The organism is Azorhizobium sp. AG788, assembly GCF_004364705.1.
GTDB classification, from domain to species: Bacteria; Pseudomonadota; Alphaproteobacteria; order Rhizobiales; family Xanthobacteraceae; genus Azorhizobium; species Azorhizobium caulinodans.
The window spans coordinates 340,413-355,455 of the sequence record NZ_SOBM01000006.1 but is presented as its reverse complement, the minus strand read 5'-3'; the positions used below and the strand labels follow the sequence as shown (position 1 = coordinate 355,455).

Sequence of the window (15,043 nt, the reverse complement as noted above, 5' to 3'; positions counted from 1 at the left end):
GCGATCATGGCACTGCGGGCGAGCTGGAAAGGGTTTTTGACCATCGGGGCGCTGAGCTGCCACGTGGGTCTCTATGCGGCCGCGTCCACCTCCGAGCGCATCTCGCTGCATATGGTCAACCGCAAGACGGGACACCGGCTACGGCGGCAATATGTGGATGAGGAGACGGGAGAGCCGGTCGAGGCCGACGCGCAGGTGAAGGGCTACGAGGTCTCAAAGGGCGAGTTCGTGACCATCGAGCCGGACGAGATCGCCGATATCGTGCCCGCCGGCACAAAGACCATCGCAGTGAATACCTTCCTCGCCTGCACGGACGTGGACACCGCATATTTCGACCGACCCTATTTCCTCGCGCCGGTGGATGAGCCGAGCGCGGAGGTGCTGAAACTGCTCGCCGCGGGCATGAGCGAACGCAAGGTGGCGGCGCTCGGGGAAGCGGTGCTGTTCCGGCGGGTGCGGCGGCTGCTCATCCGCCCGGTGGCGGAAGGTGGCGCGCTCACCGCCTGTACGCTCAATTTCGATTACGAGGTCCGCTCCGCGCAGGAGCAGTTCGCCGATGTGCCGAAGACGCGCATCTCCGGCGAAATGCTGGAACTCGCCACGCACATCATCCGCTCCAAGCCGGGCAAGTTAGACCCGTCCGCCATCGAGGATCGCTACGAGGACGCGCTGGCGGCGCTCGTGCGCGCCAAGATGGAGGGCAAGCCGCTGCCCAAGCCCGAGCCGCGGCGCGAGGAGAAGGTGGTGAGTCTGCTCGATGCTCTGCGCGCCAGCGCGGGGCCTTCGGACAAGCCGGCGCCCAAGCGGGCGGGTGCCAAGGGCAAGGCCGCCGGTACGACGACGGCTGGGGCCAAGGCGGGTGGGGCCAAGGCAACTGGGACCAAGACAACTGGGACCAAGACCCGCAAGGCAAAGAGTGCCGCGGCATCCGCCGGCGCACAGACGCGGCGTACCGGCACCACCCGCAAGGCGGGGTGAGACAAGGCGGAGCAGAAGATGGGCCTCAGCACCTATCGCGCCAAGCGCGACTTCACCGTGACTCCCGAGCCCGACGGCGGCGCGAAAGGCAAGGCCCGCGCCGGAGCCAGGGCCTCGGCGGGCGCCTATGTGATCCAGAAGCACGCCGCCCGCCGCCTGCACTATGATCTGCGGCTGGAAATGGACGGCGTGCTGAAGAGCTGGGCCGTCACGCGCGGGCCGAGCCTCGTGCCCGGCGAGAAGCGCCTCGCCGTGCATGTGGAGGACCATCCGCTTGCCTATGGCGGCTTCGAGGGGACCATCCCCGAGGGCCAGTACGGTGCGGGCAAGGTCATCGTCTGGGATCGCGGGAGCTGGACCGCGATGGGTGATCCGCACAAGGGTTACAAGAAGGGGCATCTGGAATTCACACTCGACGGCGAAAAGCTCCATGGCCGCTGGCATCTGGTGCGGATGTCACCCCGCCCCGGCGACAAGAAGGAAAACTGGCTGCTCATCAAGGTGGAGGACGAGGCGGCGCGCCCTGAGGGTGCGCCCGAGATTACCGACGAGGCGCCACTCTCCGTCGTCTCGGGCCGGGACGTTGAGGAAGTTGGTGCCCCATCGGCCGCAAAGTCACCGAAGGCAAGCACGGCAAAGACGTCCAGACCGAAGGCTGCGGCACGCGATGCGAAGGCATCCGAGGAGGCCGAGACGACCGCAAGCGGCGCGGATCGGGGTGCGCGCGCAGTGTCTGCTCCGGCAAAAGCCAAGAAAGCTAAGGCCGCAAGGGTCAACGGACGCTCCACCCGCGCGACCGCCTTGGACCTGCCAAAGGGCGCGAAACGCGCGCCTTTGCCGGACTTCCTGCCCCCGGCCCTCGCCACGCTGGCCAAGCAGGCGCCGAAGGGCCGACGCTATGTGCACGAGATCAAGTTCGATGGCTATCGCATCGCCGCGCGGCTTGAGGATGGAGAGGTCCGCCTGCTTACGCGCACCGGCCTCAACTGGTCCGCGCGCTTCGGGACGGCGATCCGGGAGGCGGTCGCGGCCCTTCCCGTATCCGATGCCATGCTTGATGGCGAGGTGGTGGTGGAGGGCGGCAACGGCGCCTCGGACTTCTCCGCCTTGCAGGCGGATCTGAGCGAAGGGCGCACGGACCGCTTCGTCTATTATGTCTTCGATCTCCTGCATCTCGACGGGCACGACCTGACGGGCGCGCCGCTCGCGGAGCGCAAGGCACTGCTGGAGCAGTTGCTCACCAGAGCGGATGGGAGCGGCGAAGGCGTCCTGCGCTACAGCGGCCATTTCGAGGACGACGGCGCCATGGTGCTCCAGCATGCCTGCCGGCTGAGCCTGGAGGGCGTCGTCTCCAAGCTCAAGGATGCGCCCTATCATTCCGGCCGCTCGCGGGACTGGATCAAGTCCAAGTGCTCGGAGCGGCAGGAGTTCGTGATCGGCGGCTTCGTGCCCTCCACCACGGCCCGCAAGGCCATCGGCTCGCTGGTGCTCGGCGTCTATGAGGGCAAGCGCCTCGTCCATGTGGGGCGTGTGGGCACGGGCTTCTCGAACAAGATGGCGTCGGACCTCCACACCCTGCTGGCGCCCGAGGCGGTGGAGAAAAGTCCGTTTTCCGCGAGGCTTACGGCCGATGAGGCGCGGGGCGTCATCTTTGTTGCACCCGAGCATGTGGCCGAAGTCGAGTTCCGCGCCTGGACGGGAGACGGCCACCTGCGCCACGCCGCCTTCCGGGGACTGCGCGATGACAAGGCGGCCGCCGATGTGGTGCGCGAGGCCGCGTCGCAGCCGGCCGAGACCCCAAAGGCACCGCCCAAGCGCCGGGTGCGCCTCACCCATCCTGACCGCATCTACTGGCCGGATGCGGGCGTCACCAAGGAGGGATTGGCCGATTATTACGCAGAGGTCTGGCCGCGCATCGCGCCCTTTATCGTCGGCCGGCCGCTGGCGCTGGTGCGTTGTCCGGAGGGCATCGAAGGGCAGCACTTCTTCCAGAAGCACCCGTGGAAGGGCGCGGACAAGGCGCTGAAGGAGGTGCATGATCCCAAGGCCCCGGACGAGCCGCCCTATCTCGCCGTCGAGACGCTGGACGGGCTGATGGCGCTGGTGCAGGGGGCGGCGCTGGAAATCCACCCCTTCGGTGCTCCGCTCTCGGACTGGGAGCGCCCGGACCTTCTCACCATGGATCTCGACCCCGGCGAGGGCGTCCCATGGAGCGCGGTCATCGCCGCTGCCCATGAGGTGAAGGCGCGCCTTGAGACGGCGGGCCTTGCCGCCTTCGTGAAGACCTCCGGCGGCAAGGGGCTGCATGTCTGCGCGCCGCTGAAGCCGCGGGCCGATTGGACCGAACTCAAGGCTTTCACCAAGGCCATGGCCGAGACAATGGCGCAGGAGGCGCCCGACACCTATGTGGCGACCATCACCAAGGCCAAGCGGCGTGGCCGCATCCTTGTTGATTATCTGCGCAACCAGCGCGGTTCCACGGCGGTCGCGCCCTATTCCGCCCGCGCGCGGGCCGGGGCGCCCGTCTCCATGCCCATCGCTTGGGAGGAACTGGGCGAGGGCATGGGGCCCCAGCATTTCACTGTTCTGAACGCACCGGCGCGGCTCGCCAATCTCTCGGCCGATCCATGGGCTGATTTCCGCAAGGCGGCGGCGCCCCTGCCGGCGGGCGGAACGGCCGGCGGCAAACGGCGCGGCGGGAGGCGCTGATGGCACCCCGCGCCTTCTGGAAGGGCTGGCTGAAGCTCTCGCTCGTCACCTGCCGCGTCGCCATGTCTCCCGCCACCAGCGACCGGGAAAAGGTGCGCTTCCACACGCTGAACCGGGACACCGGCAACCGCATCGTCACGCGCTATGTGGACGAGGGCACGGGCAAGCCGGTGCGGGAGGAGGACGAGGCGCGCGGCTATGCCTCCGGCGAGGACAGCTACGTGCTGATCGAGGACGAGGATCTGGAGGCCATCGCGCTCGATACGGTGCGCACCATCGACATCGCGAGCTTCGTCGACCGCGACGACGTGAGCTGGCTCTATCTCGACAAGCCGCACTATCTGGTGCCGGACGATGAGGTGGGCGCGGAGGCCTTCGCGGTCATCCGCGACGCCATGGCGAAGACCGGCAAGGTCGCCCTCTCGCGCCTCGTGCTCTATCGCCGCGAGCGCACCGTCATGCTGGAGCCGCGCGGGCTCGGCTTTGTGCTCTGGACGCTGCGCTATGCGGACGAGGTGCGCCATTTCGAGGGCGCGCCCAAGGCCGAGGGCAAGCCCGACAAGGCGGCGCTCGGCCTGCTCGGCAAGCTCATCGACAGCGAGACGAAGCCCTGGAGCCCGGATCTCGTCACCGATCCGGTGCAGGAGGGGCTGGTGGACCTCATCGCCGCCAAGCGCCGCAAGCGTCCGGCCCGCAAGCCGAAGGTCGCCGCGCCCGAGCCCACCGGCGGCAATGTGGTGAACATCATGGATGCCCTGCGCCGCAGCCTGAAGGCCGAAGGCGGCGACGGCGGGGGCCCGCGCAAGCGCTAGGCTGCGCGCGGGCAAGGCCCGGTTCGGGTCGTCCTGCTATGAGGTCCAAAACGGAAACCGGCTGGACCGGCCGCGTTTCAGCGAAAGAATCCGCCTCCGATGTGTCGGGACGTCTGACCTTGAGCCAACGTCTTCGTGACGGGGCAGACGCAGCGACAACCCGTCCGATGTCGGTGGCGTCCACCTGAGGAGCGGTCGCGCTGACATTGCTCTTGACGATGAAGGTCGGCAGCGACAGTGTTCGCCCATGCTCTGGAACCGGAACATCTGTGACCGACGCCGACGCCGCTTGACCCAAGCGGCAGCTTTCAGGCTGCGCGTCGCTCAGTGTCCTTCCGTCTGGTGACAGCCTCGCTATAGGCCCACCCGCAGAAGCGGCCCCGCCCGCGTTCCTGAACCTCCGCAGCCCTCGGCTCCGGGGGTTTTCTTTTGCCCAGATCCATGGGGACATCACATGAGCATTCGCGTCGGCATCGTTGGGATCAGCGGCTTTGGGGGCGGCGAAGCGCTGCGCCTGATCGCGAGCCACCCGTCTTTCGAGCTGGTCTACGCAGCGGGAGAAAGCAGCGCCGGCAGCCGTCTGGTGGATCGCTTTCCCGGTGTGCCGGCCAAGCTGACCGAGTTGCTGATCCAGAAGTGGGACCCTGCAGCCTTGCCGCCGCTCGACGTCCTGTTCGCGTCGCTGCCGACCGGCGCCTCGGCCGATGCATTGGCTCGCGTACCCAAGGATGTGAAGGTCGTCGATATCGGCGGGGACCATCGCTACGTCGAGGGCTGGGTGTATGGCCTTGCCGACATCTGGCCGACCGGGATCGAGGGACAGACCCGGATTGCCAATCCTGGCTGCTTCCCCGCCGCGACGCTGATCCCGCTGGCACCGCTACTGGCCGACGGGCTGATCGAGCCGGGCAATATCGTGATGGACGTCAAGACGGGCATCTCCGGAGCGGGCCGGGGTGGCGACAGCAAGTTTGGCTATGCCGAGAACAATGAGAACCTGATCCCGTATGGTCTGCTGAAGCACGTCCACATGCCCGAGATCGCCAGGACGATCGAGCGTTTGAGCGGCGGCAGTGCGGCTGGCCTGGTGTTCACGCCGCACCTGGTGCCGATGACCCGTGGTATCCTTGCCACCATCTACTGCCGCGGCGAGGCCACCACGGACCGGTGCCTGGACGCGGCCCGGCGCTTCTATGCCGAGCGGCCGTTCGTCCGCGTGACCGACAAGCCGCCACAGACCAAATGGGCGAGCGGCTCGAATCTCGCATTCGTCAGCTATGCAGCCGATCCGGAGCGAAATCTGGTGATCGCGATGGGCGTGGTCGACAATCTCGGCAAGGGCGCGGCAGGTCAGGCGGTGCAGAACGCGAACCTGATGTGCGGCTTGCCGGAAACCGCCGGGCTGGGCGGAGCCCCCGTCTGGCCCTGACTTGAGGAGCGGACCGCCCATGGACCGGGCGGGGCATTCTGGCCCCACCTCCACGGCCCCGGCACAACTGGAATGGTGAGGCGGCAGAGGGGGCGCGGCGGCAAGGTCGCCGCGCCCTTAACGCGAAATCCCGCCGCCGTCAGACGTCGACGCTGGCCTTGAGGGCGTTTTCCTGGATGAAGTCGCGGCGCGGCTCCACCACGTCGCCCATCAGGCGGTTGAAGAGGTCGTCGGCGGCGTCCACTTCCTTCACCTTCACCTGCAGCAGTGAGCGGGCGTTGATGTCGAGCGTGGTCTCCCACAACTGCTCCGGGTTCATCTCGCCCAGGCCTTTGTAGCGCTGGAGCGAGAGGCCCTTGCGGCCGGCATCGGTGATGGCGTCGAACAGATCCACGGCGCCGAACACCGAATGCTCCTCGCTCTTGCGGCGCAGCAGCGAGGGGCCGGTGAAGATGCCGTCGAGCTGCCTGGCCAGCGAGTCCAGCCGGCGGGCCTCGGGCGAGGCGATGAAGCCGTTGTCGAGCACGCTCGTCTCCAGAACGCCGCGCACGCTGCGGGTGAGGCGGATGCCGGTGTCGTCCGCCGCGCCTTCCCAGGTGCGCTCGGTCTCTTCCGCGAGGATGTTGAGCCGGGCGGCAATCCGCTGGGCGGCGGCGGTGGCCGTCGCGTCGTCATCGAGAATGCCGGGCACCAGCGCCCCGGCGAAGGCGGCCTGCTCGGCCACCGAGCGGTTATAGCGGGGGTGGAGGTTCAGCAGCGTGCCGCGCATGTGGCGGGACACGTCCACCACGGCGGCAAGATCGGCGCCCGCGCGCACCTCGCCCGAGGCGGCGTGCAGGGCGGCATCCTCAAGGCCGGCGGTGATGAGATAGTCCTCCAGCGCCTTCTCGTCCTTGATGTAGGTCTCGGACTTGCCGCGCGTGACTTTGAACAGCGGCGGCTGGGCGATGTAGATGTGCCCGCGCTCAAGCACCTCGGGCATCTGCCGGAAGAAGAAGGTGAGCAGCAGGGTGCGGATGTGGGAGCCGTCCACGTCCGCGTCGGTCATGATGATGATCTTGTGGTAGCGGAGCTTCGCGATGTCGAAGTCATCGCGGCCGATGCCGGTGCCGAGCGCTGTGATGAGCGTGCCGATCTGGTCGGACGAGAGCATCTTGTCGAAGCGCGCGCGCTCCACGTTGAGGATCTTGCCGCGGAGCGGCAGCACCGCCTGGAAGGCGCGGTCGCGGCCCTGCTTGGCGGAGCCGCCGGCCGAGTCACCCTCGACGATGAAGATTTCGGACTTGGCCGGGTCGCGTTCCTGGCAGTCGGCGAGCTTGCCGGGCAGGGAGGCCACGTCCAGCGGGTTCTTGCGGCGGGTGAGGTCGCGGGCGCGGCGGGCGGCTTCGCGGGCGGCGGCGGCTTCCACCACCTTGCCAACCACCGACTTGCCTTCGTTCGGGTTCTCCTCGAACCAGGTGGAGAGCGCATCGCCCACCAGGCTTTCCACCACCGGGCGCACCTCGGAGGAGACGAGCTTGTCCTTGGTCTGGGACGAAAATTTCGGGTCCGGCACCTTCACGGAGAGCACGGCGGTCAGGCCCTCGCGGCAGTCCTCGCCGGTGGGGTCCACCTTCTCCTTCTTGGCGATGCCGGAACGGTCCGCATAGCCGATCACCTGCCGGGTGAGGGCAGCGGCAAATCCCGTGAAGTGGGTGCCGCGGTCGCGCTGCGGGATGTTGTTGGTGAAGCAGAGGATGTTCTCGTGATAGCCGTCGTTCCACGAGAGGGCGGCTTCCACGGTGATGCCGTCGCGCTCGGCGCGGATCACCACCGGCTTTTGCAGCAGTGCCTGCTTGGAGCGGTCGAGATAGCGCACGAAGGCCTCTACGCCGCCCTCATAGTGCAATTCCTCGCGCTTCGGCTCGGGGCCGCGCGCATCGGTGAGGGTGATCAGCACGCCGGAATTCAGGAAGGCGAGTTCGCGCAGCCGGTGCTCCAGCGTCGCATAATCGAACTCGACCTTGGTGAAGGTCTCCGGCGAGGGCAGGAAGGTCACCTTCGTGCCGCGCTTGCCCGCCGGGGCGTCGCCCACCACCTTCAGCGGCGCTTCCGCATCGCCGTGGCGGAAGCGCATGTAATGCTCCTTCCCGTCCCGCCAGATGGTCAGGTCGAGATAGGTGGACAGCGCGTTCACCACCGAGACGCCGACGCCGTGCAGGCCGCCGGAAACCTTGTAGGAATTCTGGTTGAACTTACCGCCGGCGTGGAGCTGGGTCATGATGACCTCGGCCGCCGAGACGCCCTCTTCCTCGTGGATGCCAGTGGGAATGCCGCGCCCGTCGTCGGTCACGGTCACGGAGCCGTCGGCATTCAGCGTGACGGTGACTTCCTTGGCGTGGCCGGCCAGGGCCTCGTCGATGGCATTGTCCACCACCTCATAGACCATGTGGTGGAGACCGGAGCCGTCGTCGGTGTCGCCGATGTACATGCCGGGGCGCTTGCGCACGGCGTCCAGACCCTTCAGGACCTGAATGGACTGGGCGCCATATTCCTCGGGGGACGCCGCGGGCATGGGTTCGGCCATGGTGGATTTCTCGAATCGTTGAAACGCTTGAGGAGTCTTGTACCGCAAAGCCGCGGTTATTTGGTGGCAACCGCCACCGCGGTGCCCGCCAAAACGGTTCCGCACACACGATTTAGGAGCTTCATGGCCGAGGCGCGCGTCATGAGGTGGCGCGCACGGTTGGCCATGTGCACGTAGAAGGCGAAAACGCCCGTCAGGACCAGCACGATGGCGACCGCCATCTCGGCAAAGCCGACCGCGGTCAGATGGTCCAGATCCAGCATTGCCGGCAGCATGGCGAGGTAGAAGGCCATGGTCTTGGGATTGCCCATGGAGAGCGCGAGCCCCGCGCCGAACAGGCTGCCGCGCGTCTCCGTCTGCGGCACCTGCGTGGGATCGACCGGATGGCCGGGATCGCGCCACAGCCGCCAGGCGAGCAGCAGCAGATAGGCGGCGCCCGCCAGTCGCACGAGGAAGAAGAAGCTGCCCAGCGTTGCGGCGAGCGCGGAGAGGCCGAGCACGGCGGCGGCGAGCCACAGCACGTCACCCAGGATGAGGGCGGCGGAGAAGGTGAGCGCGCCGCGCGTGCCCCGCGCCAGCGTCCGCGTCACGAGTGCCACCACGGCGGGGCCGGGGATCACGGCCGCGACCGCGAGGGCAACCGCAAAGAGCGAGAGGGTAGCAAAATCCATGCCCCGTGTGTGCGCCCGCGCGCGCACGAGGTCAACCCCGCCCGGCAAAGCCTTGAAGGCAAAGAAAAACGGCGCCGAAGCCGGCGCCGTCAGGATCAGTTGTTGATGACGATCACGCGGGTGCCCAGCGGCACGCGCTCGTAAAGGTCGATGATGTCCTGGTTGAGCAGGCGGATGCAGCCGGAGGAGACCTCGGTGCCGATGGTATCGGGCTCGATGGTACCGTGCAGGCGGAACATGGTGTCCCGGTCGCCGTCATAGAGATAGAGCGCGCGCGGGCCGAGGGGGTTGGTCTCGCCGCCCGGCAGGCCGGCCGCATACGGCTTGTACCGCTCAGGCTGCTTGGCGATCATGTTCGCCGTCGGGGTCCAATGCGGCCACTTTTCCTTGCGCTTGATGGTCGCCCAGCCGCGATAGCTGTAGCCCTGCTTGCCGACGCCCACGCCGTAGCGGATGGCCTTGCCGTCCTTCTCCACGAGGTAGAGGTAGCGGTTGGGCACGTCCACCACGATGGTGCCGACCGGGTACTTGCTCGGATAGTCCACCACCTGACGCAGCAGGCGCGGGTCGAGGCCGGACGTATCCACCGCGGGCACCTCGAAGGGCTCTCCGACCACCTCGCCATAGCGCGGGTCGCCGAGGGTCTGCACAACGGGAGGCGGGGAGTTCGTGACGCAGGCCGCCAGAAGCAGCGGAGTGCCGAGCACCAGGGCACGCCGGCTCAACGCAGCGGGCGGCGGGAACAGATCGCGGGTCATGATTCCCCAAGACGGTGGAGAGGTCTGATTCGCCTTCTAGCACGCGGGTTTCCGGGGCTGGTTGCACAGCGGCAACACCCGTCCGAAAAGCCGCCATTTTGGCGATCACACGGCCGTCAAACGCTCCTGTGCACCGCACCGGGGCTGACGGTGAAGCGCTCGGCGCTGTCCAGCGCCGCGAAGGCGGACGGGTCGGCCCCGGTCATCCACACCTGCGCACCCAGCGCCTTCAGTGCCGCGAACATGCCGGTGCGCCGCTCGGCGTCGAGATAGGCCACCACGTCGTCCAGCAGCACCACCGGGGCAAGGCCCTGCATGGCGGTGACGAGCCGGGCGTGGGAAAGGGCAAGGCCGATCAGGAGCGACTTCTGCTCGCCCGTGGAGCAGCGGGCCGCGGGCAGCCCCTTGGGGCCGTGGGCCACCACGAGGTCGCACAGGTGCGGCCCCTCCAGCGTGCGGCCGGCGGCGCGGTCGCGGGGGCGGTTGTCCTGAAGGAGGGCGCGATAGCGGTCTTCCACCTCGACGGCGGGCGCGTCCGTCAGCATGCGCTCCAGCGCGCCGTCGAGGGCGATGTCCGCGTGGGGGAAGGGGGAGGTCTCGTCCGCATGGGCCGCGATCTCGCCGGCGAGGCGCTGCACCGTTTCCAGCCGGGCGGCGGCGACGGCAACGCCCAGTTCCGCCAGTTCATGCTCGACGGCGGCGAGCATGCGGTTGTCGCCGCCATCCTCCAGCACGCGGTTGCGGCTGCGCAGCGCGCGTTCCAATGCATTGACCCGCGTGCCGTGGGAGGCATCCACCGCCAGCACGAGGCGGTCGAGGAAGCGGCGGCGGTCGGCGGGCGGGCCCGTGAACAGGCCGTCCATCTCCGGCGTCAGCCACACCACCTTCAGATGGTCGAGGAAGGCATTGGCGGACGAGACGCTCTCGCGGTCGATGCGGCAGCGGCGGGTACTGCCGTCAGGCCGGCTGGCATCGCTGCCGGTGCCGAGATCAACCGGGCCGAGCGCGCCTTCCACATGGGCAGCCACCGCCCAAGAGCCGTCGCCGCCCGCCTGCGCGAAGGCATCGAGCGCGGCACGGCGCAGCCCGCGTCCCGGCGAAAGCAGGGAGACGGCTTCCAGGATGTTGGTCTTGCCCGCGCCGTTCGGCCCCGTGAGCACCACCGGACCGTCCGCCACCTCGATCTGGGCGGCGGCATAGCTGCGGAAGCGGGAGAGGGTGAGGCGGCGGACGCGGGCGCGCGGCGCGGTCACGGCAGGCGGTCGGCTCACACCCGCATGGGCATGAGCACGTAGAGCGAATCCGTCTTCGTGCTGTCGCGCACCAGCGTCGGCGAGCCGGGATCAGCGAGCTTCAGCTCCGCCGTGTCACCTTCGAGCTGCGAGGTGATGTCGAGCAGGTACCGGCTGTTGAAGCCGATATCGAGGGGCTCGGCGGCATAGTCCACCTCGAGCTCCTCGGTGGCGCTGCCGCTGTCCGGATTGGTGACGGAGAGGATGAGCTTGCCGTCCTGGATGGATAGCTTCACCGCCCGGCCGCGCTCGCTGGAGACCGTCGACACGCGGTCCACGGCGGCCGCGAAGTCGGACTTGTCCACCAGCAGGATCTTGTCGTTGCCCGCCGGGATGACCCGGCCATAATCCGGGAAGGTGCCGTCGATCAGCTTGGAGGTGAGCACGATGGCGCCCACCGCGACGCGGATCTTGGTGGTGGACAGGGAGACGGTGACTTCCGCGTCCTTGTCTTCCAGCAGCTTCTGGATTTCGGCCACCGTCTTGCGCGGGACGATCACGCCCGGCAGGCCGGCGGAACCCTCAGGCGCATCCAGCTCGGCCTGGGCCAGGCGGTGGCCGTCGGTGGCGACCGCGCGCAGCTTGGCGGTGCCGGCAGCATCCGCCACGTGCAGGTAGATGCCGTTCAGGTAGTAGCGGGTTTCCTCGGTGGAGATGGCGAACTGGGTCTTGTCCACCAGGCGGCGGAATTCCGCGCCCTTCACCTTGAAGGAATGGGAGAAGTCACCCGCTGCAAGATCCGGGAAATCGGCTTCCGGCAGGGTCTGGAGGGTGAAGCGGGCGCGACCGGCGCGCACCGTGAGGTTGCCGCGCTCACCGCCGGCTTCCAGCTGCACCTGCGACCCGTCGGGCAGCTTGCGCACGATGTCATAGAGCACGTGGGCGGGCACCGTGGTCGCGCCGTCCTGGCCGACTTCCGCCGGCACCGTCTCCACCACCTCGAGATCAAGGTCGGTGGCCTTCAGCGACAGCCCGTTCGTGCCGGTGCGGATGAGCACGTTGGCGAGAATCGGGATGGTGTTACGCCGCTCGACGACGCGATGGACATGGCTGAGCGACTTGAGAAGCTCGGCGCGCTCGACGGTGACCTTCATGGCCCGGACCCGTGACTCTTCGCTCGGAGGAAAAGAATGCGCCCGATGGCTGGCGCCACCGAGGCCCTGCGGGTTCGTCGAAACGAACTGCCGGGCCGCAGACATTGCCGCCCCCGCGCCGGCAACGCAAGGCCCGGTCCGTGAATTCTCCAGAGGAAGGGGAGGGCGGTCCGGAACCGGGGAGCGGGGGCGTCTGTCGCGCCGAACGCTGCAAATGAAAACGGCACCGGTGGGGACCGGTGCCGCGACGTTCAGGCGTGGAGGAGAAGCGCCGTGTCGGGCCTCACTCAGCCACGAGGCGCTTCAGGGTCTCGATCTCGTCGGCGAGCGCGCGGTCGGTAGCGATCAGACCGTCGATCTTGCGCACCGCATGGAGGACGGTGGTGTGGTCGCGCCCGCCGAAGCGGCGGCCGATCTCGGGCAGCGAACGCAGGGTGAGCGTCTTGGCCAGATACATGGCGATCTGGCGCGGCTTCACCACGTTGGCGGTGCGGCGCTGCGACAGCAGGTCGGCGCGCGTCACGTTATAATGCTTGGCCACCACGCGCAGGATGTCGTCCACGCGCACCCGCTTGGGATCGCAGGGGCGGACCAGATCCTTCACGGCGGTCTCGGCCATCTCCAGCGTCACCGGCTCGCCGGTGAGCTTGTTCACCGCCAGCAGCTTGTTCAGCGCGCCGTCGAGGTCGCGGCCGGACGTGCCCACGTGACGGGCGAGGAATTCCAGAACCGCCGAGGGAACGGCGAAGCCGCGGTGCTGCTCGGACAGGGACACCGAGCGGGTCTTCAGGATCTGCGCGCGCAGGTCCTCTTCCAGCGGGGCCAGTTCCACCACGAGGCCGCCGGCGAGGCGCGAGCGCACGCGGTCGTCCAGCGCGTCCAGCTCGGATGGCGGACGGTCGGCGGCCACCACCACCTGACGGCCGGCATCCATGAGCGCGTTCAGCGTGTGGCAGAACTCCTGCTGCATGTTCTTGCCGGTCAGGAACTGCAGGTCGTCGATCACCAGCGTGTCGATGGAGCGCAGGGCATCCTTGAAGGCGATGGCGGCGTGGGACTTCAGCGCGGCCACGAAGCCGTACATGAAGCGCTCGGCGGTCAGATACACCACGCGGCGACCGCGCGCGGCGCCGGCCCATGCCACGGCCTGGAGGAGGTGGGTCTTACCGAGGCCAACGGCCGCATGCATGTAGAGGGGATTGAAGAGCGGGGCGGCGCCGGGCACGGCCTCGGCCACCTGCCGGGCGGCGGCATGGGCGAGGGTGTTGGACTTGCCGACCACGAAGGTCTCGAAGGTGAGGCGGGCGTCCAGCGGCGAGCCGGCGGCCACATCGGCAGGCTGGGCGGAGGCCGGCGCGGTCGGAGCGGCCACCGGCTGGGACCGCGCCGGGGCAGCGGCGCTCGGCGCGACAACGGGGCGCTCGGAAACGATCTCGCGCGGCGCATTCGCCGCCTTCAGGGGAACGGTGCGGGCAACGGCGGTGCGGACCACGAGGTCGACGCGGGTGGTACCGCTTTCCTCGCGCCACAGCTCGGACAGGCGATCGAGATAGTGGTCCTGGATCCAGGCCTTGAGGAAGCGGGTCGGGACGGACAGCTGGACGGTGCTGCCGGTCATGCGGTCGAGCTCGATGCGCGCGAACCAGCTCGTATAGGACTCCTCGCCGATCTCTTCGCGCAGACGCTGGCGGACCCGGTCCCATTGGAGGGAGGAGACATCGGTCGAAACGGCTCCCGCAAGGGCGGGCCGAAATTTGGCGACGTCAACGGCTTCCGGCTTCAGCATGAGGGCTGCTCCCGCGCGTGGCGGTTCCCTGGTTGAGACGCGAAGGGCACTCGCGCCGACGGACGGCGCGCTTCGCGAAGGTGATAAGGAGATGGTTCGGGGGTCGCGCTGGGCGCGGGATCAGGTCATGCCGCTCCGCGCAGACCTGGAAGACAGGGGCGGGCCGGCAACGAAAAGGGCAGCGTTCATGTCGGCCAGCATAAAGGCCGAAAACGCCGCGGGCATGGCGCTGAATGTCGCGCGCGCACCACTGTCGCAATTGGTCATAGCCGCCCCATGCGCCGCCGAAACAGGTTTCCGCGGCTCGTCCGTTGTTAGCATATTATGGTTCTAAATTCGCTTGTCTGACGGGATCTAGAAGTTGTGTTCTAGTTATCGATCCTGTCGTCCAAGATGCTGACCTCACAGGTTCTAACAACTCTTGATGCGGGAAGAGATGACAAAAGGCAAAACATCTTGTCCCTCCTCCTGCGAAGAGCGCCAAACCTTGCGTCTTTTGGTGAATTCCCGGGTCAGCCCCTGAGGTGAGATTGAACATACACAGGCCTTAGGGGCGGTGCAACGCCTTTCCCGCTCTCTTGGGATAGTGGGGGAAAGAGGTCGCGGCGCCGGGCTCATGTGGCGCCTGAAATCAGCCGGCAAACCTATGGCTGGGCAACGAGAATCTCGGAGTCCAGCGCAAAGTGGGCGCCTCTGTCATCTCAGATGTCGCATGGCATTTTAATACCGCTAAGGAGTCTCGAATTCCTCCGCTCCCGTGCCTTTAGGGATAAGCCGTTCAATCGGATCGACTTTTCGTGAGCGGCTTTTGGCGAGCCCTCACGGCCCTTCTGGGGAGAGCGTGTCCGGCGGGCTTGACCCGACCGCGTGGCCGTTACAGCCGTCAGGTCAGTGAGTCGCGCCTGGTCGCCTCGCAATAAAAAAGCCCGGCCAAGCCGGGCTTTTCCT

10 protein-coding genes are annotated in these 15,043 nt (G+C 67.7%); 4 read left to right on the top strand and 6 right to left on the bottom strand.

Going from position 1 to position 15,043, the window contains the following annotated elements; all coding sequences use genetic code 11:
- The first annotated feature begins 6 nt into the window (after positions 1 to 6).
- From DFO45_RS17685 to argC, 4 genes are all read left to right on the top strand, one after another.
- Positions 7 to 978: a Ku protein gene (locus tag DFO45_RS17685; RefSeq protein WP_133865907.1), complete on the top strand. Its 972-nt coding sequence runs from the start codon at positions 7 to 9 to the stop codon at positions 976 to 978.
- Between the two features lie 18 nt (positions 979 to 996).
- A complete protein-coding gene (gene ligD, locus DFO45_RS17680) occupies positions 997 to 3,687 on the top strand; it encodes a DNA ligase D (protein ID WP_133865906.1) in 2,691 nt (896 codons plus the stop codon).
- The gene (locus DFO45_RS17675) at positions 3,687 to 4,499 is read left to right on the top strand and encodes a Ku protein (protein WP_133865905.1); all 813 of its coding nucleotides are present in this window, start codon (positions 3,687 to 3,689) and stop codon (positions 4,497 to 4,499) included. The genes ligD and DFO45_RS17675 overlap by 1 nt, the downstream gene beginning before the upstream one ends.
- A gap of 454 nt (positions 4,500 to 4,953) precedes the next feature.
- The gene (gene argC / locus DFO45_RS17670) at positions 4,954 to 5,928 is read left to right on the top strand and encodes an N-acetyl-gamma-glutamyl-phosphate reductase (protein ID WP_133865904.1); all 975 of its coding nucleotides are present in this window, start codon (positions 4,954 to 4,956) and stop codon (positions 5,926 to 5,928) included.
- A 139-nt stretch (positions 5,929 to 6,067) separates the two neighbouring features.
- On the opposite strand, the gene gyrB is transcribed toward argC, so the two are convergent.
- The 6 genes from gyrB to dnaA form a co-directional block, all read right to left on the bottom strand.
- Positions 6,068 to 8,494, bottom strand: a complete 2,427-nt coding sequence (gene gyrB, locus DFO45_RS17665; RefSeq protein WP_133865903.1) for a DNA topoisomerase (ATP-hydrolyzing) subunit B — start codon at positions 8,492 to 8,494, stop codon at positions 6,068 to 6,070.
- Between the two features lie 56 nt (positions 8,495 to 8,550).
- On the bottom strand, positions 8,551 to 9,165 hold the full coding sequence (locus DFO45_RS17660) for a LysE family translocator (protein WP_043878924.1): 615 nt from the start codon (positions 9,163 to 9,165) through the stop codon (positions 8,551 to 8,553).
- Positions 9,166 to 9,260: 95 nt separating this feature from the next.
- Positions 9,261 to 9,923 carry a L,D-transpeptidase gene (locus DFO45_RS17655; RefSeq protein ID WP_133865902.1) on the bottom strand — a complete coding sequence of 221 codons (663 nt, stop codon included), beginning with the start codon at positions 9,921 to 9,923 and terminating at the stop codon, positions 9,261 to 9,263.
- A gap of 116 nt (positions 9,924 to 10,039) precedes the next feature.
- Positions 10,040 to 11,176 carry a DNA replication/repair protein RecF gene (gene recF / locus DFO45_RS17650; protein WP_133865901.1) on the bottom strand — a complete coding sequence of 379 codons (1,137 nt, stop codon included), beginning with the start codon at positions 11,174 to 11,176 and terminating at the stop codon, positions 10,040 to 10,042.
- 14 nt (positions 11,177 to 11,190) lie between these two features.
- Positions 11,191 to 12,309 carry a DNA polymerase III subunit beta gene (gene dnaN, locus DFO45_RS17645; RefSeq protein WP_133865900.1) on the bottom strand — a complete coding sequence of 373 codons (1,119 nt, stop codon included), beginning with the start codon at positions 12,307 to 12,309 and terminating at the stop codon, positions 11,191 to 11,193.
- A gap of 283 nt (positions 12,310 to 12,592) precedes the next feature.
- A complete protein-coding gene (gene dnaA / locus DFO45_RS17640) occupies positions 12,593 to 14,095 on the bottom strand; it encodes a chromosomal replication initiator protein DnaA (protein ID WP_133865899.1) in 1,503 nt (500 codons plus the stop codon).
- Positions 14,096 to 15,043: the final 948 nt, after the last annotated feature.